The sequence below is a fragment of the Paraburkholderia sp. BL18I3N2 genome, assembly GCF_003001875.1.
Taxonomy (GTDB): Bacteria; Pseudomonadota; Gammaproteobacteria; order Burkholderiales; family Burkholderiaceae; genus Paraburkholderia; species Paraburkholderia phytofirmans.
Map to the genome: position 1 here is coordinate 124,626 of NZ_PVNC01000011.1, position 25,610 is coordinate 150,235.

Annotated in this window: 21 protein-coding genes and 1 riboswitch; of the genes, 16 read left to right on the plus strand and 5 right to left on the minus strand. The window is 63.9% G+C overall.

Annotated elements, in window-relative coordinates:
* Positions 1-85: 85 nt before the first annotated feature.
* The gene (locus tag B0G75_RS25760) at positions 86-958 is read right to left on the minus strand and encodes a spherulation-specific family 4 protein (RefSeq protein WP_106312231.1); all 873 of its coding nucleotides are present in this window, start codon (positions 956-958) and stop codon (positions 86-88) included.
* Between the two features lie 54 nt (positions 959-1,012).
* Positions 1,013-1,092, minus strand: a riboswitch (cyclic di-GMP riboswitch).
* Between the two features lie 640 nt (positions 1,093-1,732).
* Here B0G75_RS25760 and B0G75_RS25765 point away from each other — a divergent pair.
* The 7 genes from B0G75_RS25765 (at position 1,733) to pelG (ending at position 14,672) form a co-directional block, all read left to right on the plus strand.
* Entirely contained in the window at positions 1,733-4,555 is a 2,823-nt protein-coding gene (locus B0G75_RS25765; RefSeq protein ID WP_258194682.1) for a sugar ABC transporter, read from the plus strand.
* Positions 4,545-8,540, plus strand: coding sequence for a tetratricopeptide repeat protein (locus B0G75_RS25770; RefSeq protein WP_106312237.1), 3,996 nt, complete (start codon positions 4,545-4,547; stop codon positions 8,538-8,540). The genes B0G75_RS25765 and B0G75_RS25770 overlap by 11 nt, the downstream gene beginning before the upstream one ends.
* A 37-nt stretch (positions 8,541-8,577) precedes the next feature.
* Positions 8,578-9,129, plus strand: a complete 552-nt coding sequence (locus tag B0G75_RS25775) for a hypothetical protein (RefSeq protein WP_012432521.1) — start codon at positions 8,578-8,580, stop codon at positions 9,127-9,129.
* Between the two features lie 90 nt (positions 9,130-9,219).
* Positions 9,220-10,647, plus strand: coding sequence for a PelD GGDEF domain-containing protein (locus B0G75_RS25780; RefSeq protein WP_106312471.1), 1,428 nt, complete (start codon positions 9,220-9,222; stop codon positions 10,645-10,647).
* On the plus strand, positions 10,640-11,650 hold the full coding sequence (locus tag B0G75_RS25785) for a hypothetical protein (protein ID WP_106312240.1): 1,011 nt from the start codon (positions 10,640-10,642) through the stop codon (positions 11,648-11,650). The genes B0G75_RS25780 and B0G75_RS25785 overlap by 8 nt, the downstream gene beginning before the upstream one ends.
* The gene (gene pelF, locus B0G75_RS25790; RefSeq protein ID WP_106312243.1) at positions 11,647-13,299 is read left to right on the plus strand and encodes a GT4 family glycosyltransferase PelF; all 1,653 of its coding nucleotides are present in this window, start codon (positions 11,647-11,649) and stop codon (positions 13,297-13,299) included. Before B0G75_RS25785 ends, pelF begins: the two co-directional genes overlap by 4 nt.
* Complete coding sequence (pelG, locus tag B0G75_RS25795; RefSeq protein ID WP_106312246.1) at positions 13,299-14,672, plus strand: exopolysaccharide Pel transporter PelG; 1,374 nt, start codon at positions 13,299-13,301, stop codon at positions 14,670-14,672. Before pelF ends, pelG begins: the two co-directional genes overlap by 1 nt.
* Before the next feature lie 198 nt (positions 14,673-14,870).
* Here the strand turns inward: pelG and B0G75_RS41460 are convergent, their stop codons facing one another.
* Positions 14,871-15,119 carry a hypothetical protein gene (locus B0G75_RS41460; protein WP_258194684.1) on the minus strand — a complete coding sequence of 83 codons (249 nt, stop codon included), beginning with the start codon at positions 15,117-15,119 and terminating at the stop codon, positions 14,871-14,873.
* Between B0G75_RS41460 and B0G75_RS25800 the strand changes: the two genes are divergently transcribed.
* The 7 genes from B0G75_RS25800 (at position 15,118) to B0G75_RS40260 (ending at position 20,492) form a co-directional block, all read left to right on the plus strand.
* Complete coding sequence (locus B0G75_RS25800) at positions 15,118-15,993, plus strand: endo alpha-1,4 polygalactosaminidase (RefSeq protein WP_258194685.1); 876 nt, start codon at positions 15,118-15,120, stop codon at positions 15,991-15,993. The two genes, B0G75_RS41460 and B0G75_RS25800, sit on opposite strands and share 2 nt — an antisense overlap.
* A gap of 56 nt (positions 15,994-16,049) precedes the next feature.
* Positions 16,050-16,967: an endo alpha-1,4 polygalactosaminidase gene (locus tag B0G75_RS25805; RefSeq protein WP_308705930.1), complete on the plus strand. Its 918-nt coding sequence runs from the start codon at positions 16,050-16,052 to the stop codon at positions 16,965-16,967.
* Positions 16,968-17,081: 114 nt separating this feature from the next.
* Positions 17,082-17,543: a GDP-mannose 4,6-dehydratase gene (locus B0G75_RS25810; protein WP_219908291.1), complete on the plus strand. Its 462-nt coding sequence runs from the start codon at positions 17,082-17,084 to the stop codon at positions 17,541-17,543.
* Positions 17,519-19,336 carry a glutamine--fructose-6-phosphate transaminase (isomerizing) gene (gene glmS / locus B0G75_RS25815; protein ID WP_106312255.1) on the plus strand — a complete coding sequence of 606 codons (1,818 nt, stop codon included), beginning with the start codon at positions 17,519-17,521 and terminating at the stop codon, positions 19,334-19,336. Before B0G75_RS25810 ends, glmS begins: the two co-directional genes overlap by 25 nt.
* Positions 19,337-19,745: 409 nt before the next feature.
* On the plus strand, positions 19,746-20,069 hold the full coding sequence (locus B0G75_RS25820) for a hypothetical protein (protein ID WP_106312473.1): 324 nt from the start codon (positions 19,746-19,748) through the stop codon (positions 20,067-20,069).
* Positions 20,069-20,287 (plus strand): hypothetical protein, encoded by a 219-nt coding sequence (locus tag B0G75_RS25825; RefSeq protein WP_012432531.1) that lies wholly within the window; start codon positions 20,069-20,071, stop codon positions 20,285-20,287. Before B0G75_RS25820 ends, B0G75_RS25825 begins: the two co-directional genes overlap by 1 nt.
* Before the next feature lie 22 nt (positions 20,288-20,309).
* Positions 20,310-20,492: a hypothetical protein gene (locus B0G75_RS40260; RefSeq protein WP_146142537.1), complete on the plus strand. Its 183-nt coding sequence runs from the start codon at positions 20,310-20,312 to the stop codon at positions 20,490-20,492.
* Positions 20,493-20,658: 166 nt separating this feature from the next.
* On the opposite strand, the gene B0G75_RS25830 is transcribed toward B0G75_RS40260, so the two are convergent.
* Complete coding sequence (locus B0G75_RS25830; protein WP_106312476.1) at positions 20,659-21,450, minus strand: alpha/beta fold hydrolase; 792 nt, start codon at positions 21,448-21,450, stop codon at positions 20,659-20,661.
* Positions 21,451-21,599: 149 nt separating this feature from the next.
* Here B0G75_RS25830 and B0G75_RS25835 point away from each other — a divergent pair, with 149 nt between their 5' ends.
* The gene (locus B0G75_RS25835) at positions 21,600-23,075 is read left to right on the plus strand and encodes an HD domain-containing phosphohydrolase (RefSeq protein WP_181309341.1); all 1,476 of its coding nucleotides are present in this window, start codon (positions 21,600-21,602) and stop codon (positions 23,073-23,075) included.
* A gap of 101 nt (positions 23,076-23,176) precedes the next feature.
* Here B0G75_RS25835 and B0G75_RS25840 read toward each other — a convergent pair whose 3' ends face one another.
* On the minus strand, positions 23,177-23,794 hold the full coding sequence (locus tag B0G75_RS25840) for a LysE/ArgO family amino acid transporter (RefSeq protein WP_106312261.1): 618 nt from the start codon (positions 23,792-23,794) through the stop codon (positions 23,177-23,179).
* A 97-nt stretch (positions 23,795-23,891) separates the two neighbouring features.
* On the opposite strand from B0G75_RS25840, the gene B0G75_RS25845 reads away from it, so the two are divergent.
* Positions 23,892-24,785: a LysR family transcriptional regulator ArgP gene (locus B0G75_RS25845; protein ID WP_106312264.1), complete on the plus strand. Its 894-nt coding sequence runs from the start codon at positions 23,892-23,894 to the stop codon at positions 24,783-24,785.
* Between the two features lie 134 nt (positions 24,786-24,919).
* Here B0G75_RS25845 and B0G75_RS25850 read toward each other — a convergent pair whose 3' ends face one another.
* Positions 24,920-25,546: a carbonic anhydrase gene (locus tag B0G75_RS25850; protein ID WP_106312267.1), complete on the minus strand. Its 627-nt coding sequence runs from the start codon at positions 25,544-25,546 to the stop codon at positions 24,920-24,922.
* Positions 25,547-25,610 lie beyond the last annotated feature (64 nt).

Genomic DNA, 25,610 nt, shown 5'->3' on the forward strand with positions numbered 1-25,610 from the left:
CGGCGGCTGCGTCGTTCACGAGATGCAGCGGCCGGCGTCGCCCGCCGCTGCAAGGATCACGTCGATGTCAATATGAGTCGGCTCGTCAACGCGCGGCGGCGTCCGTGACTTCATCGTTCCAGTAGGGCGGTAGTGCCTTATACGGATTGCCGCCGGAGAGCGACGTGACATACACGCCGCCCGCGCCATGTGTCTTCGCGTATTGCACGACACCCGGCAACTGCGCGGCGGTCGCGCCGTACACCATGTGCACGAAGCGGCTCTTCGGATAGGCGGCCTGCCAGCTCATCGGCTGGTATTTCGCGTAGCTCTTCGCGGTACTTTCGAACACGACGAACTGGTCGGCCGTCGGCAAGCTCGCGTAAAGCTCGGGAATGTTGGTGCCCGGATTGGCCGTCACCGAGTAGGTGGCGTTCAATCCTTTGATGTAGTTGTAGATCGACTGATAGAACTGGATGTGCGACATCTGGCTGTCGGACGTCATCTCGTCGATGAAGAAGCCGTCCACCTTATACATCGCCACGTAGGCGTTGATGTCGGTCACGACCGCGGAAAGCGAGCGCTTGCCGTACGAGGTGGAGACATAGCCCAGCACCTTGCCGCCGGCGGCGCGAAGCCTGGCGGCGGCTGCCGCGTAGTTGGGATCTTCCTTGGCGCCAGGGCCGCTGTTGGGATTCAGGATGGCCGTGGTCGGCACCTTGCGCGCCGAGGTCACGAGACTGTTCCAGTTCGCGACGCTGCTGGTGGCATTGAAGTAGGAAGGTACGACGAGACTAGTGGTTGTCGTGGTCGCCGCGCTCGCCGCGAAGACTGTGCCGTTCAGACATCCCACAACTAGCAGGCCCGCGATCAGTCCGGCCCGTTTCAGACTTCTACCTGTGCGGCCCAAAAGACGGATTGCTTCCGCCGATTCCGAAGCCACAAACGCAACTGCACCCATTCCCCGATTTTCTTGCATGTAGCCTCCTGACGCGGTGTGGTCACCGCTGTCGATTGGCCCGCCGTGGATACGGCGGGCAACTGGCAAACTCCCGCGAGGGAGTCCCTGTAGCTTTGCGTCGCCGGATCGCTCCGGGTTTGCCCAAACTGCGCTTACGGCATCTCCTGAATTTTCTTTAGGGTGCCGATTTATTTATTCGCAGCGCTTGAATCGAATGCCCGTGAAGGATATCGGAAAATTAATTTCTGTCTATGCGTTTCGGTACTTATTGCCTGGTGCGGTGCCGATCCGAGGCGCCGAGCAGTCAAATGCGAGTGTTAGACACGCCTTAAAAAGATTTGGGCGATTTTGACAAAGTACCGCAGGGCATGTGTGATTTAATGATCAGAAGAATTAAGCGCGGCCAGCATGATCGGAAACGCTCTGAGGCGATTTTCCAACACACTGTCGATTCGCTTGACGAATTAATTTCAGGTAGTGCCGTCATTACTGTCCGGCTTTCGGAGGCGCGCAATCGTTTGCCTTTGAATTCAAGCGGATGCATTTGCCGTTCTTTAACTATTGGGATTGACGCAACGGCATAAGCGAACTTGAGACACCCCATGTCATGTGATATCTTCCACCGCCTTACCAGTAAACAAACAAAAAGTCGGTATCGCATCCGCCGCGACGTTACTTTTGCGCGATGTAAATAATGCCGACGGGCCGGCTCGAAAATCCGCAAGCGGAAACTTTCTTCCCATAGGGAGAACGCCGCTCGCGTTCAGACTGAACGGGGAAAAGATTTTGGCGATGAAGAAGCGGACCCGGGCATGCGCCGGCGGGGACTCTTGCGGGGTTGTCGAACGTGCGGGCGAAAGATTTCTTACGCGAACCTTGATTGCGGCAGTGCTTGGCGCGACCGGTATTGCACCGCTTGCGACATACGCAGTGACTCAGGCAGCGACTCAGGCAGTGACTCAGGCATCGACGCAGGCTGAAGCCACACCGTTGCAGTCCGCTGCGGCGGCTCACTCCGCCGCGTCTCAACCCAACCTCGCTTTCTTCTATGCAGCCAATCCGCCTGTCGGCGAATTGCAAGCATTCGACGCCGTCGTGGTCGACCCCGCCACGGGTTTCGGACCGGCGGCTCATCCGCTGGCGCATACCACGTGGATCGCGCGCACTAACGGCGCCGAGACCGCCGGTTCGGCCGAGGCGTTCCTCTCCAGCCAGATCGAGCCGTTGTGGCAGCGCGGCTATCGTGGCTTCCTGCTCGACACGCCCGTGGCGGTGGCCGCAGCCGGCCGCATTCATCAAGTTCATCCGGACGCGCGTCTCGTAGCGGGCGGCGCCGACGTCATGCGCAACGCGCTGCCAGTGGCGAAGTCGCTCTACGCCGTAGTCGGCGATTCGCTGGTGCGCGGTATCGACGACAGCGGCCAGCTTCTGGAAATCCCCGAAGCATTGCGCGCGCAACGCATTGCGGATGCACGCGCGTTCACGCAGCAAAGCGGCGTGCCGGTGGTGTCCGTGGAATATTGCGCGCGCAACGACCGGCAATGCGCCCGCGACACGGCCGCGCGCGTCGTGTCGGCCGGCATGCTGCCATATGTGACGAGCAAGGCACGCGACGTGGTCGGCATCGGCAAGATCGAGGTTCTGCCGCGCAAGATTCTCGTCGTGCAGGACCGCGATACCAAAGACCCGCTCGACCTGAGCGCCGGCGTGCGCGATCTGGCCATGCCGCTCAACTATATGGGCTACGACGTCGAGTACGCCGACTTCTCGTCGCGTCTGCCCGACGCCATTACGCCGGACCGTTACGCGGGCGTCGTCGCATGGATCCAGCGCGGCGCGGTGCCGGATCCCGAGGCGTGGCAACGCTGGGTCGCGGCTCGCATGGCGGATCACGTGCCTGTCGCTTTCCTCGGCGCGTTCGGCTTCGACGCGGCCGGTTCGGCGGGCGCGGCGCTCGATCTGCAAGCCGTGGGCGGCACGCTGGCCGCGCCGGTCACGGTGGTCAAGAGCGACCCGATGGTCGGCTTCGAAATTAGCCCGAAGCCCGAACCGCGCGATCTGCAAGGCGTGCGCGTGGGCTCGGGCAGCCAGTCGTTGCTGCGTGTTTCGGCCAACGGCGTGCTCGTCGATCAGGTTGCGCTCACGCCATGGGGCGGCTACGCGCTCAGCCCGTACACCGTGGCGTCGCTCGACAGCATCGAGCAGGAACGCTGGGCGATCCAGCCCTTGGCGTTCATGAAAGCCGCACTGCATTTGCAGGACATGCCGTCGCCGAGCGTCACGACTGAAAACGGCCGGCGTCTGCTCATGTCCCACGTGGACGGCGACGGTTTCGCCTCGCGCGCCGAATTCCCCGGTCCCGACTATTCCGGCGAAGCGCTGTACCAGCAGATATTCACCCGCTATCAGGTGCCGATGACGCTCTCGGTGATCGAAGGTGAAGTAGGTCCCAAGGGTCTGCATCCGGATATCTCGCCGCGTCTCGAAGAGATCGCGCGCAAGATGTTCGCGCTGCCGCACGTCGAGATCGGCACGCACACGTACTCGCATCCGTTCCAGTGGGAGCAGGTGGACAGCAAGACCGGCGCGCAGGTGGATCGCGGAGGCGGCGACGCGGCGTTCTCGCTGAACATTCCGGGGTATCACTTCAATATCGACCGCGAGATCACCGGTTCGATCGACTACATCAACACCCGCCTTGCGCCGCCCGGAAAGAAGACCGTGCTGCTGCAATGGTCGGGCGACTGCCGTCCGCCGGGTTTCGTCGTGCGCAAGGTGTACGAAGCCGGGGTCTACAACTTCAACGGCGGCGACACGGTCATCACCCGTTCGGCCAATAGCTGGACCAATATCGCGCCGATCGGCGTGGACAAGGGGCCGGGCGCTTATCAGGTGTATGCGCCGAATCAGGACGAGAACGTCTACACGAACGACTGGCAAGGCCCGTTCTACGGTTTCCAGCGCGTACTCGAAACTTTTTCGATGACCGACAAGCCGCTGCGCTTCAAGCCGATCGACATCTACTACCACATGTATAGCGGCACCAAGGTGGCCTCGCTGCGCGCGCTCGACCAGGTCTTCTCGACGGTGCTCAAGCAGCCGGTCATGCCGGTCTACGTGAGCGAGTACATCCGCAAGGTGCTCGACTGGCACACGTTCGCGGTGGCGAAAGAGGTGGGCCCGCAGGCGAACGACTGGATCGTGCGCGGCAACGGCGAGGTGCGCGAATTGCACTGGCCGCAGGCGGCCAGACCGTCGCTGGCCGATGCTTCCGGCGTGACGGGTTTCGCGAACGGTCCGGACGGCACGTATATCCATATCGACGGCGGCAGCGCGCGCTTTGCGATCGGCAACGCCACGGACGCGGCGCCGTATATCGGCGAAGCCAACGGTTTCGTGCGCAATTTCCAGCGCACGGCGCAGGGCGTGCGTTTCGAGTTCGCCGGTCACTACCAGCCGTTCGTCAAGCTGGCCAACGCGCAGCAGTGCAAGGTCAGCGTCAATAGACACCCTGTCGCCACGCGCCGCGACGGCGAATTCCTGCGTTTCGATACGCCGGCCGACGTCGGACAGAAATTGAACTATCAGTCAATCGAGGTCGCTTGTGGTCGATAATCGCCCTCGCATCGCGCCCACGTGGCTCGTCCTGCTGCTCGCGGGCGTCGTGTTGATCACGCTCTATCTCGTGCATCCGCGCGGCGGTTTGCGCAGCCGGATGACGTCGACCGACGCGCCGAGCGATCTCAGCATCGCGTATCTGGAAGCGTGGCTGCGCGTGCAGCCCGACAACTCGGAAATCCTCTCGGTGCTCGGCACGCAGTACGTGCGTCTGGGCCGCAACGAGGACGCGCGCCGTATCGCTGCCCGCATGGAGGCAATACCGGACGAGCACCTGCGCCGCGCGGCGCAGTTGCTGCGTCTGACCGTCGACACGCGCGAGACGTTCGCACTGCCCGCCAACGATCCGGGCCGCGAGGCCGCGCTTGACCGTTTGCGCACGCAGCTCACGAATGCGGCTGCGCTGACGTGGTCGAATGCCGATCTGCAGATGCTGGCCGAGGCGGCGGCGTCGGTGAATGCGCAGCAACTCGCCGGGCAACTCTATGCGCGCCTCGCTGCACAGGACCCCGCGCAGCAAACGCGCTGGAACCGCGAAGTAGTGCGCTTCGCCATGTATGGCGGCGACTATCGCGGCGCGGCGAACGGCTGGTTCCGTTTGCAAGCCAGCGCGGCGACGTTCGATGCGAGACGTCAGTGCTTTATCGAAGGCATCAAGGCCTTGCAGTCGGGCAACCTGCTCGACGAAGCGCTCGCTGCCGCCGATCAACACGGCGCCGAATTCAGACACGATCGCGAAACGCTCGTGGTGCTGCTGAATCTGGCGCGCGCGGCGCATCGTCCGGATCTCGTGGACCGTTACGCGAAGGCGCTGGCCGGTTACGCGCAGGCTCAGCCGGAAGAGGACGGCGCGCTGCGGCTCGTCGACTTTATCCGCAAGCGTGCAAGTGAAGAAGGCACACAGGGGCAGTACGCCTATATGGATGGTCCGCAAGTGCGGGCTGGTTTTGCCATGCGCGCGAGTACCCATGGTTCGCGCGATGTGCATGTCGTGCGCGTCGCGGCTTCCAGCGCTGTGCCGGCGTCCGTGAAACCCGCTGCTGCTGCGCCCGCCGCAACGGCATCAGCCGCCGCGGCTGCGCCGGCCGCTGCGTCGAACGCTGCCGCTGCCAACGACGTGCCAAGCCTTCTCTATCAGTCGTTCCTCGAATCGAGCGATCTGCCCAACGCTCAGCGCGTGGCGGCGGAGCAGGTCAGCAAAAACCCAGGTTCGCCGGTCTGGACCAAGCGCCTCGCTCAGGTCGCCGAATGGAATCACGCGTCGCCGCTCGCCTTGCAGATGTGGCTCGCCTACGCGCAAGCCACGCACGACCCCGAAGGCTGGAAGAACGTGATGCGCCTCGCGCCGATGCTCAACGACGACAACGCCTATCTGGCCGCGTTGATCCAGGCATCGAATGCTTCGCCCGGCGACCTGAAGCTGGTCGACTCCGTAGTCGCAGCTTATGAACGTCTCGGCCGTCCTGACGACGCGCTGGCATTCCTGCGCGGCCGCCAGCGCAATTCACCGGCGGAAGCGATCGACGTGCGTGTGGGTCAGCTCGCCGAGCGCTCGGGTCACGACGACGAAGCGTTGACTTATTACCGCAAGCTGAACCAGCTTTATCCGTCGAACACGCAATACGCGCTGCGCACGGCGAGCCTTCTGTATCGTCACGGCGACTACAAGGGCGCGCTCGACACGCTGCTCGCCGCGCGCCGCGGCGCCAGGGACGACGACGTGCTGTTCTGGCGCAACGCCGCGCAGCTCGCGCGCCTGCTGCAGCGTGACGACGTCGCGAACGACGCCTACAAGCATCTGCTGGCAAGCGGCCAGGCGGCGCCTGAGGACCTGAGCGCGATGACGTACTTCTACGACGCGTATCCTGTCGACGCGGCCCGTACGTCCGAGCTGCAGTTCCGCCGCGATCATTCGCAGCGCGCGCTGCAGAGCGCGATTCACTATTACACCGATGCCGAGCAATACGATCGCGTCGATGCGCTGCTAAAGGGCCTGACACCCGAACAACTGACGGCCGCCGAAGCCGACCCGGCGTTCCTGCGCGTGCGGGCCGAATACTATCGACAGATCGATCGTCCGCTCGACGCGTTGCACGATTTGCAGCACGCGGTGTCGCTGCCCGGCGCGACACTCGACTTGCGCGCCGCGCTGCTCTGGACGCTGGTGGACTACGGCAGCGAAGCGCAATTGCGCGAGGCAGTCTCCGAATGGCGCGATGCGCCCGCTCAGGCACCGGCTTTATGGGGGCCGCTGGCCGCCGCGCAGATGCGTTTGAACCGGCCGGAAGCGGCGCTCAAGTATCTGCGCCTGCAGTCGGCGTCGATGTCGCGCGATCCGTTGTGGCAACTCGCCTACGCCGAAGCGCAGGAAATGGCGGGGCGCAGCGATCTCGCCTGGTCGATCCGCCGCAACGTCTGGCGTCAGATGCAGCAGGAAGAGGCCGAGGTTCGCGCCAACAGTGCGCAAGGCCAGATCGTGCTGCGTACGCGCGCCTCGCAGGGCGGCGAAGTGCGTGAGCAGATGCTCGGCCGCCGCGTCACGCTCGCGTCGATCTTCGAAAACGCGGACGTGTCGAAGGCTTTCCTGATCGATCTGCTCGCGAGCGACGCGGGCCGCAACGACAACGCCGAAGCCCGCCGCACGCTGCTCGGCGACGCGGCCGGCCTGCCGCCCGCGCAACCGGTGAAGGCGCCCGCCGCGGCGAAGTCGCCGGATCAGGCGCTATTGACTTCGTCGGTGGCGCGCGATGTGGCGCTCGCCTGGGCGATGTCGCATGAAGCGAATCCGCTGGCGAAGCGCTGGCTGGCCCGCCAGTACGCCGACGTGCTGGTGCAGCCGTCGGAGCAGCTGATCGCGCTCGCACTCGCCGAAAACGACAAGCCCGCGATGGAGCGTCTGCTCGACCAGCAAGGCGCACGCTTGCCGCTCTACAACCGCATCGATGCTTCGATCGCGGTGGATCGTCCGGGCGCGGCGGAAAACCTCGCGTTTCAGGGCCTGGAAGGCGCGCCCTACGATTCCGAGCTGCATAGCCGGCTGGAGCAAACCGCGCTGACGTGGCCGCAATCGCTCGACGCGACCGTGACCAGCTTCGTCGAACATCCGCTCGACTATATCGAGCAGACGCTGGCGGGCAGCATCAAGGTCGCCGATCACTACATGGTCGGCGTGAACGGTGTCCAACGCTTTCAGCACTCGACGGATGAGTCGCAACTGACCAACGTGCCTTCGGTGGATCGTTCGGTGGAGTTTTACGCGCGCCGTCAAACGTACGACACCGCCTTCATGGTGACCGCCGGCCGCCGCGAAGCACTCGACAGTTTCTATAGCGTGTCGGTGGGCGCGGAGTGGGGCAGGAACTCGCCGCTGTCGATCGCGCTGAAAGCGGGCCGCAATCAGACAGCGCGGGAATCGCAGGCATTGCAGGTCGGCGGCATGAAGGACAACGTGGCCGGCACGATCACGTACCGCGCGACGCAGCATCTGTATGCGACGGGCACCGTCGAAGCCGATCGTTTCTACAGCCAGGCGCGCAATTACCTCGGCAGCGGCGTGCTCTCGACGGGTGAGATCGGCTATCGGATCCGCACGAACTATCCGGACTACACGGTGCGCCTGATCGGCGCGCATGGCGACTACGGCGCGAGCGGCTCCGCGGACGGCCTGATTTCGCGGCTGATTCCGGCGAGCGCCGGGCCGGTCGACGCATCCACCTTCATCCCGCAGACCTACTCGCAATACGGGCTGTTCTTCGGTTTCGGCAACGATCTGATCGACCAGTACACGCGCGCCTGGCGCCCGTTCCTCGACGTGGGCGTGCTGCACGACTCGTTCCAGGGCTGGGGGCCGTCGATCAGTCTGGGCCTCGCGGGCACGGTGTTCGGCGGCGATCACGCGGCACTCTTTTTCTCGCATCAGCGCGTCTCGCGTCTCGGCACGCCGGTGACCCAGATCGGCGCGCGCTATAGCTGGTTTTATTGAACCGGATTTCGCATAGTTATCCCAAGGAGAATTCTTCATGTACGGCATTAAACGATTGGCTCGTACGAGCGCCTGGTGTGTCGCGGCAGCCGCGCTGGCCCTGATGGTGAGCGCCTGCGGCACGGTGCGCCAGACCTCGGGCCCCGCGCTCGCGCGCGGTGACAAGGTGGCGGTGGTGTCGATCGCCAACTACACTGAAACGCCGGATGCCGGTCACAGCGCGGAGTCGATCGCGGCCAACACGCTGCGCGCGGGCGGGATCGCCGATGTGCGCATCGCGCCGGCCGATTCGAACCGCAACTCGCTGTTCGACACGACGCAGCGCGCCGACAGCGACAAAGCGCTGGAATGGGCGCGTTCGCAGAACGCCCGCTACGTGCTGTCCGGCGCGGTTGAAGAATGGCGCTACAAAACGGGCGTGGACGGCGAGCCGGTGGTCGGCGTGACGTTCGAACTGATCGACGTGTCGAACGGCGCCGTGGTGTGGAGCGCGACGGGCACGCGTACGGGCTGGAGCCGTTCGGGTCTGTCGAGCGTGGCGACCTCGTTGATCGCCAAGGTTCTGTCGCCGTTGCAAGCGCGTCAGTAAAAGCATCGATAAGCATATCCCCAAGGTTGCCTGTTTGCGCCCGAAGTGCGGGCCGCCAACCGCAACCCGACATGTGAAAAGGAAATGGCCGTGAATACCGCAGCCGTGGAAAACAACCCGGGCGCCTCGAAGCCGCGCCATGCGCATCCGTTCGGCAATCTCGGACGCGTGCGCCGCTTGCTGGCGCCCGCGGTGGCGCGGCCGTTCGCGATCGTGGAGACCGTCGTGCTCGTGCTGGTCGTACTGGCCGTGGCCCGCTGGCTTCATCCCGAAGACCCGTTGCTGCTGCACAATGGTTTTCCGTGGCTGTGGCTGGCGTCGCTGCTGGTGGCCTTGCGCTACGGCAGCCTGCTCGGCCTGCTGAGCGGAGCGTTGATGCTCGGCGCATGGGCGCTCTTTTATCCGCACGGCGGCCCGTTCCCCACGCTGTACTTCGCGGGCGGTTTGATCCAGACGATCCTCGCCGGGCACTTCGGCGATACGTGGGGCAGCCGCGCCGAGCGCGCGTCCTCGCTGAACGATTACCTGAACGACCGTCTCGTCGCGTTGACCAACAGTCACTATCTGATGCGGCTCTCGCACGAGCGGCTCGAAAAGGATTTGTTGTCGCGTCCGACCACGTTGCGCGATTCGATTACCGAGCTGCGCCGTCTGTCGGTCGCTACCGATACTGCGCTCGCGGTGCCGGCAGCGGGCAAGGAAAACGATCCGCCGGGCGGCGATCCTCTTGGCGGCGCGAGCGGTCTGCTCGAATTTGTCGCGCAAGCCTGCCAGATCGAAGTCGCGGCGTTGTATCCGGTGCATCACGGCAAGCTCGGCACGCAGGCCATCGCGCAGATCGGCGACCCGTTCGAACTCGCCGCGCATGACGAACTCGTCACGCATGCGTTGAACACGCTGAGCGTCGCGCATCTGAAGAACGAAGACACCGTCGTGCCGGTCAGTCAGTACCTGGTGTGCGCGCCGCTCGTATCGGCGGACGGCGAACTGCGCGCACTGCTCGTCGTCAAGCGCATGCCGTTCCTGTCGCTCAACTTCGACAACCTGCAATTGCTGCTGGTGTTGCTCGGCTATTACGCGGACGGCGTCGAGCATTCCGCATTCGTGCAGCGCATTCTCGACCGTGTGCCGAACTGCCCGTATGAATTCGCACTCGACCTGAGCCGTCTCACGCGTCTTCAGCAGAAGGCGGGCGTGGCGTCGTCACTCGTCGCGCTGGCGTTTCCGCGCGATGAAGAGGGCGACTCGCTGTTCGAGCACGTCATGCGCCGCCGCCGTTCACTCGACGTGATGTGGCCGGTGCAGACCGCGAAGCAGTCGGTGCTGGTGAATCTGATGCCGGCCACCGACACGACCGGCATCGACGGTTATCTGGCGCGGATCGAAGCCAGCCTGACTGCCCAGTTCAACACCGACCTGGAACGTGCGCGCGTCGGCGTTCATACGCTCCACCTCGAGGGCGACGAACCGGGCGCGGCGCTGATGCGTCTTCTCAAGCGAAGCGGCCTCGATGTCTAAGCCCCTTTCTCTCATCGTCGGCGTGCTCGCGGCCGTGGTGGCCGTGATCGTGCAATATCTGGCGGTCGCGAGCCTGCTGCAACCGGCCGGCGCGATCGATCCGCTGCTGCGCTTTTTCGCATTGCAGGCGTTGGCGGGGCTCGCCGAGGCGGTCGCGTTCCGCTCATGGCTGCCGCTGAATTACCGCGAGCCGCGCGCGGTTTCGTTGCTGTTTCTGTGGCTCGCCTGTACCTTCGTGCCGCTGTTCGGCGGGCTCGTGGTGCTGATCAGCTGCATCTGGGCGGCGCTCTTTCCGGGCAGCAAGGAAAGCGATCAACTCGCCGATGTGCCGCGCCCGGAATTCGTCACCTACCTGGTGTCGCGCGTGTCGCACGGCGGCGGCGCGCGTTTGCAGGCGCGCCTCGCCAACACTCAGGTGTCGCCCACTGACCGGCTGTCCGCGCTGGTGGCGATCCAGAGCATGCCTACCCGCACCACGGGCACGTTGCTGCGCGAGTTGCTTGCCGATCCGCTCGAAGACATTCGCCTGATCGCTTACGGCACGCTGGATCACGCCGAAAACGAGATCATGCAGAAGATCTTCCGCACCAGCAAAGCGCTGGAAGCGACGGACAACGACGTTGAGCGCCACGCGCTGAACCGCCTGCTCGCCGAGTTGTACTTCGAACTCGTGTACCAGAACCTGGTGCAGGGCGCGGTTTACCGCCATACGCTGCAACAGGCCGATCGCTACGCCCAGGCGGCGCTCGAAACCGATCCGGGCGACGCCGCGCTGTGGCTGATTCGCGGCCGTCTCGCGCTGGCGAACGGCTTGCCTAATGCCGCGCATGAATACATCGGCCAGGCGCTCGCACTCGGCTTCCCGCGCGAACGGCTGGTGCCGTGGCTGGCGGAAGCCGACTTTCTGCGCGGCGACTACGCTCGCGTCAAGCAGCTTCTCGCATCGCTGGGCAATGCCGCCGCGTTGCCCACACTCAAACCGGTTGTGAAGTACTGGTCATGATGAAAGAACTCCCGATCCGCCGTGCCGCCGATGCCGATGTCTGCCTATTGCTCGAAGGCACGTTCCCGTTCGTGCGTGGCGGCGTGTCGAGCTGGGTCAATGAAATGATCCGCTCCTACCCGGAGACCCGCTTCGCGATTGTGTTCATCGGCAGCCGGCAGCAGGACTACAACGGCGCCGCGTACGCGCTGCCGGACAACGTGGTGCATATCGAAACGCACTTCCTGTACGAACAGGTCGTGGCGGATTTTCAGCCGCGTGCCGTCGCCGGCGACGCCGCGGCGTTCGCGCGCTCGCAGAGATTGCACGACGCCTTGCGCGATCCGCGCAGCGAGTTGGACGTCGGCGGTCTGATGGCGAGCATGATTCCGATGCTCGGGGCGAATGGCGCGCTGAACGAGGAACAGTTCCTGTCGAGCCGCGCGGCGTGGGACACGATCGTCGATCAGTATCAGAAGTACTGTACCGATCCGTCGTTCACCGATTATTTCTGGACCGTGCGCATCATGCACAAGCCGCTGTGGCAACTCGCGCGTGTCGCGGAGAAGCTGTTGCCGGCGAAGGTCTATCACACGGTATCGACGGGTTACGGCGGCTTTCTCGGCGCGCTGATGCATTACCGCACCGGCCGCCCGCTGCTGATCTCCGAGCACGGCATCTACACGAAAGAGCGCAAGATCGACCTGCTGCAAAGCCAGTGGATTCGCGACAACCGCGGCGTGTTCGAGCGCGATATCTCGCGCGTCAGCTATTTCCGCGAACTGTGGGTGCGTTTCTTCGAAGCGATCGGCAAGCTCGCATACGATGCCGCTGACGATATCGTCGCGTTGTACGAGGCGAACCGCCAGCGCCAGATCACGGACGGCGCACGCGCCGAGCGTACGCAATGCATTCCGAACGGCATCGACGTCGACGCGCTCGGGCCGCTGGTGGCGCAACGCAAACCGCGTTCGCACCGCGTGGTCGCGCTGATCGGCCGCGTGGTGCCGATCAAGGACATCAAGACCTTCATTCGCGCGATCTTCATTGCGTCGCGCACCATGCCGGACCTCGAAGGCTGGATCATCGGACCGGAAGAGGAAGATCCCGCTTACGCGCTCGAATGCCGCGCGCTCGTGGAGAGTCTCGGCCTGAGCCGCAATGTGAAGTTCCTCGGCTTCCAGCGCATCGACGACATGATGCCGCAGATCGACGTGATCGCGCTGACCTCGATCAGCGAGGCGCTGCCGCTGGTGGTGCTGGAAGGTTTCGCGGCCGGTGTGCCGGCCATCACGACCGACGTGGGCTCGTGCCGTCAACTGATCGAAGGCGTGGATGCGGAAGATCGCGCGCTCGGCTCCGCGGGCGCGGTGGTCCAGCTCGCGGACCCGGCGGCCTTCGCCCAGGCGGTTTTGGCGCTGCTCGCCGACGAAACCCGCTGGCAGGCCGCGCAGCAAGCCGGACTCGCGCGCGTGCGCCGCTATTACACCAAGAAGCAGATGATCGACCGCTATCGGGCGCTGTACGAGCGTCTCGCCGCCATGCCGGATCGCGAGCGCAACTATACGGCCGCCGATGCGGCGCGCTGCCCGATGCATCACGGCACTCAATCAAAGGCGGAGCCGCACGCGAGTTCGGCGCAGCCCGTTCAACCGCAGGAGACACGCTGATGGCGGGTATCGGCTTCGAATTACGCAAGATCATGCGCCGCGACACGCTGACCGGCGTGGCGCGCGCCTATGCCTACGCGGGCCTGATCAGTTCCGGTCCGCTGATCCTGTCGATCTTCGGCATCCTGATCATCGGCTTGATCAGTCTCACTTCGGTGATTCCGACTTTCGCGATCGTGCAGTTCCAGGTGTCGGTCACCTATCTGATCGCGCTCAGTCTGATTCTGACCGGGCCGCTACAACTGTCGTTCACGCGTTTCATCTCCGACCGGCTATTCGAAAAGCGCGACGACCTCGTGCTGTCGAACTACAACGGCGTGGTGCTGGTGTCGTCGGTGATGGCCAGCGTAGTCGCGGTGGTCGCGATGCTGGTGGGCTTTCGCGAGGAGCCGCTGATCTACCGCTTGCTGATGATTACGGGCTTCGTGGTGGTCAGCAACATCTGGATCGCCGTGATCTTCCTGTCGAGCGTCAAGCAGTACCGGCAGATCCTGATGGTGTTCGCCGTCGGCTATGCGTGCGTGGTGTGTCTCGCGCTCGCGTTGAACGGCTATGGACTGGTCGGTCTGCTCTGCGGCTTCGTGGCGGGGCACGTCGTGCTGCTCGCCGGTCTGTCGGGTCTGATTTACCGTAACTACCGCAGCGAGCGTTTCGTTTCGTTCGAAGTGTTCGAGCGGCGTTTCGCCTATCCGAGCCTCGCGCTGGTCGGCCTGCTGTTCAATATCGGCGTGTGGCTCGACAAGTTCATGTTCTGGTATGCGCCGGGCACGGGCACGCGCGTGATCGGGCCGCTGCATGCATCGGTGATTTACGACATTCCGATTTTTATCGCCTATGTGTGCGTGATGCCCGGCATGGCGACGTTCCTCGTGCGCATCGAGGCGGATTTCGTCGAGTACTACGACGCCTTTTACAACGCCGTGCGCAGCGGCGCGACGCTGCGCCATATCAACGAAATGCGCGACATGATGGTGGGCAGCGTGCGTGCCGGCCTGTATGAAATCATCAAGGTGCAGACGGTCGTGCTGCTGCTGATCGTCGCCTTCGGCGAGCGTGTGCTGGGCTCGCTCGGCATTTCTCCGCTGTATATGCCGCTGCTTGTGGTCGACGTGGTGTCGGCGAGTCTGCAGGTGTTGCTGCTCGGTCTGCTCAACGTGTTCTTCTATCTCGACGGGCGGCGTATGGTGCTGCGGCTCACCGGCGCCTTCGTCGTCCTGAATGGACTCTTCACCGGCATCACGCTCAGGCTCGGGCCGGATTTCTACGGCTATGGATTCGCGCTGGCGTTGCTGGTCGTGGTGGTGGCAGCCGTGAAGGTGCTCGACCGCAAATTCATGTCTTTGGAATACGAAACGTATATGTTGCGGGGTTGATCCAGGGCGTGCCCGGTTCGGCTCGAAATCGTGTTCATGCTGCCGTGCTAAAAGCGGCGACGGCAGGGCGCGCTCGACGAGACGACCCGGCGCGCCGGCACCTTTGACCTCACACCGTTCGACTTCAGATTCCACCATGTATCAAGCTGAATTTGGCCCGCTTCGGCGGGCCGCTCGCGCGCGCCTTGCCGCCGATGTTCATGACGGCCGCCGAGCCGTCCAATGCTGGCTCAGTGCAGCCGTGATCGTCGCGGCGTGCAGTCTGCTGGCCGGCTGCGGAGGTGGCGGCAGCGGCACGGGCAGTTCCAATGGATCGAATGGATCGACGGCGGCTACGGCGACTGCGGCGAGCGCAAGCGTGGGTACCTCTGGTAACTCGACTGGTTCGACAAGCTCAACCGGTTCCAGCAATTCGTCGAACAAGACGAATTCCGGCTCGACTACCATGCCCGCGATCTCGACGGCCCGCGCCTTGCCGGCATCGCCGGTGTGGACGGCCTATTACGGCCGGGGCAGCGCGCTCGACATTGCCAAGGCGGCGGCTACGTTCAATGTGATCGTGATCGACGCGGATCCGGGCAACGGCACGCCTGCCTTCTCAGCCGCGCAGATCGCCGCGTTGAAGGCGAACGGCGCGAAAGTGCTCAGCTACCTGAATTTCGGCGCCTGCGAAAAATGGCGGACTTACTGGAACACGGTGCCGTCCGGCTTCGTGTCGTGCGGCGCGAATACTGCGGCGCAAATCAGCGGATATTCGGGCTTCCAGGAATACTGGATGAATCCCGCCAACGCCGACTATCAGAACCTGATTGTCAACTACATCGCGCCGCGTCTCGCGGCAACCGGTGTCGACGGCTTCATGCTGGATAACTTCGAAATCGTCGGACACGGCGCCAATGCGTCGAGTGCCCCGTGCAATGCAACCTGCGCCCAGGGCGGTCTCGATCTCGTCAAGCAACTGCGCGACCGCTTTCCTGATCTGGCGATGGTGCCGAATGCGGCGCCGGTATCGGCCATGGGCGCAACGACGGGCGGTGTATCGTTTCCGTGGCTAATCGACGGCGTGATCGCGGAACAGGTCTTCTTGCCGTCGACGAGCACGTCGATCGTGCAGCAGTTGAAGTCGTGGCAAAGCACGGAGCAGAATCTCGGCCGCAGCGCTTTCCTCGTCGGGTCGCTCGACTACACGTCGTCATGCACGGCGAGTTCGGCCGCGCAAACCGCATGGACGGCTGCGCAACAGGCGGGCTTCAGTCCGTCGATCTCGACTGTATCGCTCGACAGTATTTGCTGGTGGCCGTTCCTGCCCGTGCGTAGCTAGAAACGACGGCGTCAAGCGGGCGGCGTTGCCCGAACAACATGAAAGAGGAGCCGGATTTGTCCGAGCACGATCACGATCAAGACCGAGGCTTCAGCTTACGCGCGCTGCTGCATCGTGTCAGCCGGTTCGCGCGTATGGCCGCGCTCGGCGCGCTGGCTTCGGTCGCGCACGCGCAGGGCGCGGCGAACGCGCCGGCGGGACCATCGGTGGCGTTGTACTACGGCATGAATCCGCCTGTCGAAGATTTGGCCGGGTTCGATGTCGTGGTGGTCGATCCCGACGCGCACTTCGATCCGCGCGCTCACCGGCAGGGCCATCCGGCGTGGTTCGCGTATGTGAGCGTGGGCGAGGTGAACCCGCATCGAGCGTATTACAGCGCGATGCCGCGCCAGTGGCTGCCGGGCGTCAACGAGGCGTGGGCCTCGCACGTGATCGATCAGACGGCCGCTGAATGGCCGGCGTTTTTCGTCGACAAGGTGATCGCGCCGTTATGGAAAAAAGGCTATCGCGGCTTCTTTCTCGACACGCTCGATTCCTACCACCTGATCGCCAAAACCGACGCCACGCGCGCCGCGCAGGAAGCGGGGCTGGTGCGGGTCATCCGCGCGATCAAGAGGCGTTATCCCGGCGCGAAGCTGATCTTCAATCGCGGTTTCGAGGTCTTGCCGCAGGTCCATGATCTCGCCTACATGGTGGCGTTCGAATCGCTGTACCGCGGTTGGGATGCCGGCAAGCAGCGTTACACGGAAGTGCCGCAGGCCGATCGCGACTGGCTGCTGATGCAGGCGGCAATGATCCGCGATCAATACAGGTTGCCGGTGCTGTCCATCGACTATTGCCCACCCGCCGACGACACATGCGCGGCCGCCACCGCGGCGCGGATTACGGAAGCCGGCTTCGTGCCGTACGTCACCGATGGCGGACTCGCGACCGTCGGCGTGGGCGCGGCCGGAACCGGCAATGCACGGCAGTAACAAGCGGATTGAATCAATACCAAAAGGAATTTCGCATGGACTTGAAAGGCACGATTCTGGTCGCCGGCGGCGCGGGCCTTATCGGCTCGCATACCTGTGCGGAATTGCTGAACGGTGGCTAAGACGTGGTCGTGGTCGATAACCTCGTCAACAAGCAACCGCGAGTCGCTCAAACGAGTCGAGCAGATCACGGTCAAGCGTGTCACGTTCTATGAAACGGATTCGCGCGATAGAGCCGCGCTGCAGCGCATTTTCGACGCGCATCCGGTGAGCGGCGCGATTCACTTCGCGGCGCTCAAGGCGGTGGGCGAATCGTCTCGAAGCCGATCGAGTATTACGACGACAACCGTCCTGACGACGTTGCGTCGTGTTTCGCCAATCCGGCCGCTCCGGAAAAGCTGCCTGGCTGGTGCGCGCAGTACGGCATCGAGCGCATGTGCGTCGACCATTGGCGCTGGCAATCGACCAACCCGGCCGGCTACGCATAAGGCTCGATCCGATTCGGGGCGGCTCGCTCCATCCGATACAACATCACGTGGGAAAACAAATTTATGTGTGGCATTGTCGGCGCGGTAGCGCAACGTAACATCGTCCCGGTTCTGATCGAAGGACTGCGGCGTCTCGAGTATCGCGGCTACGACTCGTGCGGTGTCGCCGTCCTGGCCGGCGTCGGTCCGCGCCGCGCGCGCAGCACGGCGCGCGTCGCCGATCTCGACGCCCAGGCGCGCGAGACGCATCTCGAAGGCGGCACGGGCGTCGCGCACACGCGTTGGGCGACGCATGGCGCGCCGGTCACGGACAACGCGCATCCGATTTTTTCGAAGGACGAGTTGGCGCTGGTGCATAACGGCATCATCGAAAACTACGAGCCGTTGCGCGAGATGCTGCGCGCGAAGGGCTATGTGTTCGTTTCGCAAACCGACACGGAAGTGGTCGCGCACCTCGTGCACAGCCTGTATCGCGGCAATCTGTTCGAGGCGGTTCGCGAAGCTGTGAAGCAACTGGACGGCGCATACGCGATCGCGGTCGAGCATAAGGCTCATCCGCATATCGTGGTGGGTGCGCGGCAGGGTTCGCCGCTCGTCGTCGGTATCGGCGAAGGCGAGAATTTCCTCGCGTCCGACGCGCTCGCTTTGGCCGGCGAGACCGAACGCTTCATCTTCCTGGAAGAGGGCGACGTGTGCGAGTTGACGCTCGAGCGCGTGCGCGTGGTGAGCCGCGATGGCATCGACGTAGAGCGCGAAGTGCGCACGGTGGCCGCGTATGGCGGCGGCGTGGAACTCGGCCCGTACCGGCATTTCATGCAGAAGGAAATCTTCGAGCAACCGCGCGCGACCGCCGATACGGTGCCGCAAGGCGAATCGCTCGATGCGTCGCTGTTCGGCGAAGAGGCTGCGGCCGTGTTCGCGGATATCGACAGTTTGTTGATTCTCGCGTGCGGCACCAGCTATTACTCGGGACTGACGGCCAGGTACTGGCTCGAATCGATCGCGAAGATTCCCACTCAGGTCGAAATCGCCAGCGAGTACCGCTACCGCGATTCGGTGCCGAATCCGAAAGCGCTGGTGGTCGTGATCTCCCAGTCCGGCGAAACCGCCGACACGCTCGCTGCGTTGAAGCATGCGCAGTCGGTCGGACACAAGCACACGCTGTCCGTCTGCAACGTGGCGACGAGCGCGATGGTGCGCTTGACGTCACTGTCGTTCCACACGCACGCGGGCCGCGAGATTGGCGTGGCGTCGACCAAGGCGTTCACTACGCAGCTGGTCGGACTGTTCGTGCTTGCCGCGACGCTCGGCAAAATCCGCGGCACGGTGAGCCCGGAACAGGAAACCGACTATGTGCGCCAGTTGCGCCATCTGCCGGCCGCGTTGAACGCGGTGTTGGCGCTGGAGCCGCAGATCATCGCGTGGTCGGAGAAGTTTTCGGGCAAGGAAAGCGCGCTGTTTCTCGGACGCGGCTCGCACTATCCGATCGCGCTCGAAGGTGCGCTCAAGCTCAAGGAGATTTCCTATATTCACGCGGAGGCGTATCCCGCCGGTGAATTGAAGCATGGCCCGCTGGCGCTCGTCACCGATGCGATGCCGGTCGTGACGATCGCGCCGAACGACGCGCTGCTCGAGAAGCTGAAGTCGAATCTTCAGGAAGTGAAGGCGCGTGGCGGCGAGCTTTATGTGTTTGCGGATACGGATACGCGGATTGGGAGTGAGCCGGGGATTCATGTGATCAGAATGCCGGAGCACTATGGGCCGTTGTCGCCGATTCTGCATGTGGTGCCGTTGCAGTTGCTGGCTTATCACACGGCGTGCGCGCGCGGGACTGATGTGGACAAGCCGAGGAATCTGGCGAAGTCCGTGACGGTGGAGTAAAGGGGGAGCGGCGGTTTCGCCGCACTTGATATTGATGGGTTGCGGATTCAGGTTCTCGACCGTGCAGCGAACATCCGCAACCAATCCGAAAACGCTTTCAAACCACCATGTGGTAGTTTTGCAGTTCGACTGCTGCTCCCGACAATCCGCGTCGGGCTTCCTGCCTGCCAAAGCTCATTCAGAGTTTTGGTCGTCGCTCGCAAACCGCGCGGCGGCTATGTTCTCGTCCCCGTTACGCATTGGCGTCATGTCCGCAGCGCAAGCTGCTCCGCGACGATCATTGGATTGCGCAAAGACCTGTATGGATGTACAGTATCCTGCATGGAATCTCACGGCGCTGCTGTAGTTGCGGCGGCGCGAGCGGCGGAGCATAGGAGAGAACATGTTTCGATTGTTGGGCTTGGGCATCATGCTGTTCGCGGCGGCTTCGACGGCAATGGCCGGCGGGCACTATGTCGAGGTCTGGAACCCGCCGGAAGCGCGAATTGGCAAGCCGCATTGCGCGGTCGTTGCCCGCCGGCCTGCCGGGAGTCGGCACATCGTTCCCCATGCAGTGAAAGCTCGCGCGCGGCCTGCACCGGCGCCGGTTGCAAGGCTCGTCGCGAAATCGGATCGGCGGGAAAGCATGCCTGCACACGCACCGGACATGTCCGAAATTCCGCGGCAGATCACGCCTGAGGGCAATGTGTTGCGGGTGGATTTTCGCGGCGTCACGCCCGAGGTGACACGCTGATGGAGTCCCAGACTTATCACGGCTACACGGTCTGGGGTCACGCCATCTTGCAGCAGGAGGACATCTTGCAGCCCGAGCGGTACGGCGCTAGCGGGACCATCACGCTTGCCGGCAAGCTGGTCGAAGCGTCGGGCATTCTCGCCTGCTTCGATACTGAGGACGAAGCGCAACGCGCGGGTCTCGAGTGGGCGCGTGCCTGGATCGACAGTCACGGGTGAGCGGCGCGAAACCGGTGCGTAGATGTCTGACTCATTGCGCGCGATCACTGACCGCGGCGAAGAGTTCGCGTATAGCCTGACAGCACATCCGGCCGTCGCCGTCAGTGCCGGTGCGCGTGGTTCGCGATGTCAGGTTAACGGGCAAAAAAAAGCCGGCGATAACCGGCTTGAACGTTTCTGGTTTTCCGAGGCTTCCAGAACCTGAGAGAAGGTGAGCGCTGCGTCTAACGTTCACGGAGAACACCCCCCCGGCTGGACGACGCACGCTCAGGCCAGCATCCTACGGCTGCCGGCTTTACAGATCCTTAAGCATGCGTGCAGCGGCTGCCTGCACGTTGATTTCCCCAGAACAGTCCGGCAGCCTCCCACCCTTACTTCGCCGCGCGAGCCGCCGTGATAATTGCTGCGGCGACTTCAGTCGGCTGCGACAGCATCGCAACGTGGCTCGTATTGACCTTGACCACCGTCGCGCCGATCTGTTGCGCCATCGCGGCCTGCAAGGGCGGGGGGATCATGCGGTCCTTCTGCGCCAGCACGTACCACGACGGCTTGCCATGCCACGCGGCGGTGGCGACCTTGTCATCCGCGCAGCCGGCAAACCACGGGCCTTGCGTCGCGGCTACGACACGGGCTTCGACCGGCGGCAGGTCTTGCGCGAAGTCCTTCATGATCGCATCGGTCGAGAGTGTCAGATAGCCGGCGGAGTCCTTCTGCAATGCCGTCATCCAGGAAGGCGCGGGCTTGCCTTTGAGGAGGTCGTTGATCGATTGACCGTTATCCGGTGCAAACGCCGCGACGTAGACGAGGGCCTTGACCTTGTCGTCGTTGCCTGCCTGCGAGATCACCGCGCCGCCCCACGAGTGGCCGACCAGAATGACGGGCCCGTTCTGTTGTTCAATGACGCGTTGCGTTGCCGCGGCATCGTCGTCGAGCGACTTGAGGGAGTTCTGCACTGCGACCACGTGCAGGCCTTTTGCTTCCAGCAGCGGAATCACCTTGTTCCAGCCCGAGCCGTCGGCGAATGCGCCGTGCACCAGCACGACGTTCTTTCCCTTGAGACCGTCGTTCGGCGCGGCGGCGCTTGCCGGGGTGACGGCGGCCTGCGACACCAGGCCTCCCAGCATCAACGTCGCAGCCAGACACTTTTTCAACAAGGTATTCATAATGTTCATCCTCTTCGTCAACTTGGTTGGATAAGAAACAGTTTGCGGATTGGAGAATGCGCTGTTTGGCCGGTTTGCTGTATCGGTCGAATGTCCGAGCCGATCCGGTTTCACTGGATGAGCGGGTACTGACAACAAGGTCGAAAGCTATGCATGACGTTTCTGCAATCCGGGTACTGGACGCCGTCAAGGCTCTGGCGTTCATTGGCGACCTCAGCATGGGGCAGCCCACCGATCATTCGCCCCGCACAGGCTGGCTGGCGGCGCGGCTCGCGGCAGAGGCCGGTCTGGACGACGCGCAGTGCGACGTCGTCAAGGAGGTGTCCCTTCTGAGGTGGTCGGGCTGCACGGCCAACGCAACCGGTTTTTCCGACTGGTTCGGCGACGACGTCGGCGGCCGCGCGGCCATGCTCGCCATGCGGCCGGACTGGACCGGGACCGGCAATTCGCCGGCGCAAGTGGGCGCCGCGATCACCTCGCTGGCCCAGATACACTGCGAGGTCTCGGGCGAGGTGGCGCATATGCTCGGCCTCACACAGGCGACGCAGGAAGCGCTTCGACGCATTTTCGAAAGTTGGGACGGCGCTGGTTTGCCGAACCACCGGCCGGGCCGCGATGTGCCCGCTGCGGTGTTCATCGTCGGCGTGGCCGGGGATCTCGAGATTCTGAGCCGGGTCTACGGTCTCGAGCGCGCGCAGATGCTGATCGCGCAAAAGGCCGGCCGGCAATATCCGCTGGAACTCGCGCAACTCGCCTCAGCGCGTGCCGCCGCGTGGCTCGAGGAACTCGCCGATCCGGCTGCGCAGCGCCATGCCGAGTCCGCCTGCACGGCTGCGATGCAGCTTGTCAGCGCGCCGGAGATCGTCGCGGACGTGATCGATCTGAAGCTGCCGTGGATGACCGGCTATTCGCGCCAGGTAGCCGAGACGGCCGGCACCTGCTGCGCCAGTTTAGGCATGAACGACGAGGCGCGGCGGCGCACCTACACGGCGGGACTGCTCCACGGCATGGGACGCATGGCGGTCCCGAATGCCATCTGGAACACACCCGGCGAGCTTTCTCCGGCCGCATGGGAAAAGGTGCGCCTCGTGCCTTACTGGACCGCGCGTGCAGGCAAGCAGATCGAGGGCCTCGCTCGCGAGTCGGAGATCGCTTCGTTCGCGTACGAACGTCTCGACGGTTCAGGCTATTTCCGCGGCAGCGGCGGCGATGCAATGGGACGTGAAGCGCGTGTACTCCAGGTTGCCGCCGCGTGGGTGGCGTTCTGCTCGGCGCGTCCCTGGCGACCGGCATTTTCACCGGAACAGGCCGCGGCTCTGCTCGACGAGCAGGCGCAGGCGGGGCGTTTAGATACAGAAGCGGTCGAAGCAATCGTTTCTTCCGAGCTCGGCGACTCGCCGGCGTCAGGCCAGCGTGGGCAGACGCCGAAAGCAGGCTTGCTGTCGCCGCGAGAAGCGGAAGTGCTAAAACACATCAGCCTGGGCGCGAGCAACAAGGAGGTCGCCCGCATTCTCGAACTGAGCCCGAGTACCGTGCGCACGCATGTGGAAAGTGTTTTTCGCAAGCTCGAATGTTCTACCCGCGCCGCGGCCACGTTGAAGGCGTCTGCGCTCGGATGCATCTAGTGGGGCGCTGCGTACGGGTTTGCCATGGCGCGGGCACCCGTGCTTTCTGAGAGTCGCGGCTTGCTGCCCACATCGTCCAATTACAACCGCGCTGGCGGCGCTCACCGCAACTGCGTGACTGCGAGCAGCAGCACCATGCTGCCGATCGCGCCATCCAGCACGCGCCATGCCGTCGCCCGCTTGAAGAGCGGCGCGAGGGCGCGCGCACCGTAACCCAGACCGATAAACCAGATCCCGCTGATGGCCATCGCGCCCAGCGCGAAGGCGACCCGCGCGCCTTCGGGTTCGCGCGCACCGGCCGTGCCGATCAGCAGGAATGTGTCGAGGTACACGTGCGGATTGAGCCACGTGAAGGCGAGCGTCATCAGAATGATCGGCACGGCGCGCTGCACGGGCGCCGCGCCGACGTTCTCGCCGTCCATCACCGCGTGCTCCGGCCGCACCGCGCGGCGCAACGCGTTGATCCCGAACCACGCCAGATAGGCGAGTCCGACGTACAGCATCGCGTGGACGAACACGGGATAGCGCTCGACCAGCACCGATGCGCCGCCGACGCCCGCACCGATCAGAATGAAGTCCGACAACGCGCACAGCGCAACGATCTTGCCGACATGCGAGCGCATGATGCCCTGACGCAGCACGAAGGCGTTTTGCGCGCCGATCGTCACGATCAGGGATGCACACAGGGCGGCGCCGTGGGAAAAAGAAAGCCAATTCATAATCGATCCAGTAGACGGGAGCAGCGAACGAGGCTAGTCTGCGGGTTTGCTGCTCATAAGAGAAGCTAATTCACTTAACGCCGATTAAGGAACACTAATGCTCGACTACGCGTTGCTCGATGCGCTCGCCGCCGTGGTGCGCCACGGCTCGTTCGACCGTGCCGCCGGCGAACTGAATGTGACGCCGTCCGCAGTGTCGCAACGGGTCAAACTGCTGGAAGAGCGCGTGGGCAGCGTGCTGGTGAAGCGCGGCCAGCCTTGCGTCGCGACCACCTCGGGCGCGCTGCTGTGCCGCCACACCGAACGCGTGCAATTGCTCGAAGCGGAGCTGACCGGCCGCCTGCCGGCGCTGCCCGGCACGCTGGTCGAACCGTGGCCGGCGCTGCGCGTCGCGGTCAACGACGACAGCGTGGGCACCTGGTTCATCGACGCGGTCGCGCAATTCTGCGTTGAACGGGAGATGCTGCTCGATCTGGTGATCGACGATCAGGACCACACCGCGCAGCGAATTCGCGACGGCAGCGTGCAAGGCGCGGTCACCACGCAGGCCGAGCCGGTTCAGGGTTGCCGCTCCACGCGTCTCGGGCGGATGCGTTATCTGGCGGTCTGTTCACCGGAGTTTCTCGCGCGTCACTTTGCCGACGGTGTGACGCGCGAGAGCTTGCGGCGCACGCCGTGCGTCGACTTCAATCCCAAGGACCAGTTGCAAAAGCGCTTCATGCGCCGCATCACGCGCGCGGACCTCGATCCGCCGTTGCACTGGATTCCGCACGTCGCCGGGTTTTTGCGTGCCTGCGTCACGGGGCTCGGCTGGGGCATGTGCCCGGAGCGCATGATCGCGTCGCATCTGGCCAGCGGCGAACTGGTGGAGATCGCGCCCGGCAAGCATATCGATGTCGATCTCTACTGGCAGAGCTGGCGTTTGTCGATCGGCTGGCTCGACGACTTCGGCGCGGTGCTGCGCAAGCGGGCGACGGAGTTTCTGGACTGACTGACGGTCCGCGATGCCGTCAGCTTGCCAGCCAGCGTGGGTATGCGATTCGCACCACACCACGACGAGCGGCACGGTCGACCGGGGCGTGTCGGTCTCCTTGCAGCGATGCCGGCAGGTTGGCGCAGAGGCAATCAGCCCGCTGCGGCCTCGGCGATCGCGTTGTAGTCCGCGGTCCAGGGCGCGCCGGTCAATGTCTTCAAACGCCCTTCGTGCATGGAGAAAATCCAGCCGTGAATCTGCACCGGGCGCTGTGCGCGCTGAATCAACGGCATGGCTTGCAGCGCCTGCACCTGGGCCAGCACATTGAGCTCGGCGAGTCGATCCGCGCGCGCCTCGAAGCTCGGCAGCTCGCGCAATTCGGCGCTGTGCAGCGCACTCAGCCGGCGAATTCCTCCAATGCGGCGATTGACGTTCGGCAACTCGGGCGCGGGCGGCCGCAACGCCGCCTGCACGCCGCCACAGCAGTGATGCCCACAGACGATCACATGTTCCACCTGCAGTACCGTGACCGCGTATTCGAGCACGCTCGACAGGCTCTCGTCGTTGTCGGCGACGAGATTCGCGATATTGCGATGTACGAAGACCTCGCCGGGCATTGCCCGCGTAATGGCTTCCGGCACGCGGCTGTCGGAGCAGCCGATCCACAGCACGTTCGGTTGCTGATTGCTGGCGAGGCGCCGGAAATAGGCAGGATCGCGGGTGTTGATTTCGTCGGACCATGCGAGGTTTTCGACGAGCATGCGTTTCGGGTATGTCATGAACGGGCTTCCGTTGATGCGATGATCGCGTGGGTAAGTGCAGCGGTGTCCCTCTGCAGGTTGA

Coding starts and splice junctions, on each gene's coding strand:
- B0G75_RS40260 (WP_146142537.1), top strand. CDS start 20,310: ATGTCTGACTCATTGCGCGCGATCACTGACCGCGGCGAAGAGTTCGCG.
- B0G75_RS25785 (WP_106312240.1), top strand. CDS start 10,640: ATGTCTAAGCCCCTTTCTCTCATCGTCGGCGTGCTCGCGGCCGTGGTG.
- B0G75_RS25825 (WP_012432531.1), top strand. CDS start 20,069: ATGGAGTCCCAGACTTATCACGGCTACACGGTCTGGGGTCACGCCATC.
- pelF (WP_106312243.1), top strand. CDS start 11,647: ATGATGAAAGAACTCCCGATCCGCCGTGCCGCCGATGCCGATGTCTGC.
- B0G75_RS25820 (WP_106312473.1), top strand. CDS start 19,746: ATGCTGTTCGCGGCGGCTTCGACGGCAATGGCCGGCGGGCACTATGTC.
- B0G75_RS41460 (WP_258194684.1), bottom strand. CDS start 15,119: ATGGTAGTCGAGCCGGAATTCGTCTTGTTCGACGAATTGCTGGAACCG.
- B0G75_RS25760 (WP_106312231.1), bottom strand. CDS start 958: ATGCAAGAAAATCGGGGAATGGGTGCAGTTGCGTTTGTGGCTTCGGAA.
- B0G75_RS25840 (WP_106312261.1), bottom strand. CDS start 23,794: ATGAATTGGCTTTCTTTTTCCCACGGCGCCGCCCTGTGTGCATCCCTG.
- pelG (WP_106312246.1), top strand. CDS start 13,299: ATGGCGGGTATCGGCTTCGAATTACGCAAGATCATGCGCCGCGACACG.
- glmS (WP_106312255.1), top strand. CDS start 17,519: ATGTGTGGCATTGTCGGCGCGGTAGCGCAACGTAACATCGTCCCGGTT.
- B0G75_RS25765 (WP_258194682.1), top strand. CDS start 1,733: ATGAAGAAGCGGACCCGGGCATGCGCCGGCGGGGACTCTTGCGGGGTT.
- B0G75_RS25835 (WP_181309341.1), top strand. CDS start 21,600: ATGCATGACGTTTCTGCAATCCGGGTACTGGACGCCGTCAAGGCTCTG.
- B0G75_RS25845 (WP_106312264.1), top strand. CDS start 23,892: ATGCTCGACTACGCGTTGCTCGATGCGCTCGCCGCCGTGGTGCGCCAC.
- B0G75_RS25850 (WP_106312267.1), bottom strand. CDS start 25,546: ATGACATACCCGAAACGCATGCTCGTCGAAAACCTCGCATGGTCCGAC.
- B0G75_RS25830 (WP_106312476.1), bottom strand. CDS start 21,450: ATGAATACCTTGTTGAAAAAGTGTCTGGCTGCGACGTTGATGCTGGGA.
- B0G75_RS25775 (WP_012432521.1), top strand. CDS start 8,578: ATGTACGGCATTAAACGATTGGCTCGTACGAGCGCCTGGTGTGTCGCG.
- B0G75_RS25800 (WP_258194685.1), top strand. CDS start 15,118: ATGCCCGCGATCTCGACGGCCCGCGCCTTGCCGGCATCGCCGGTGTGG.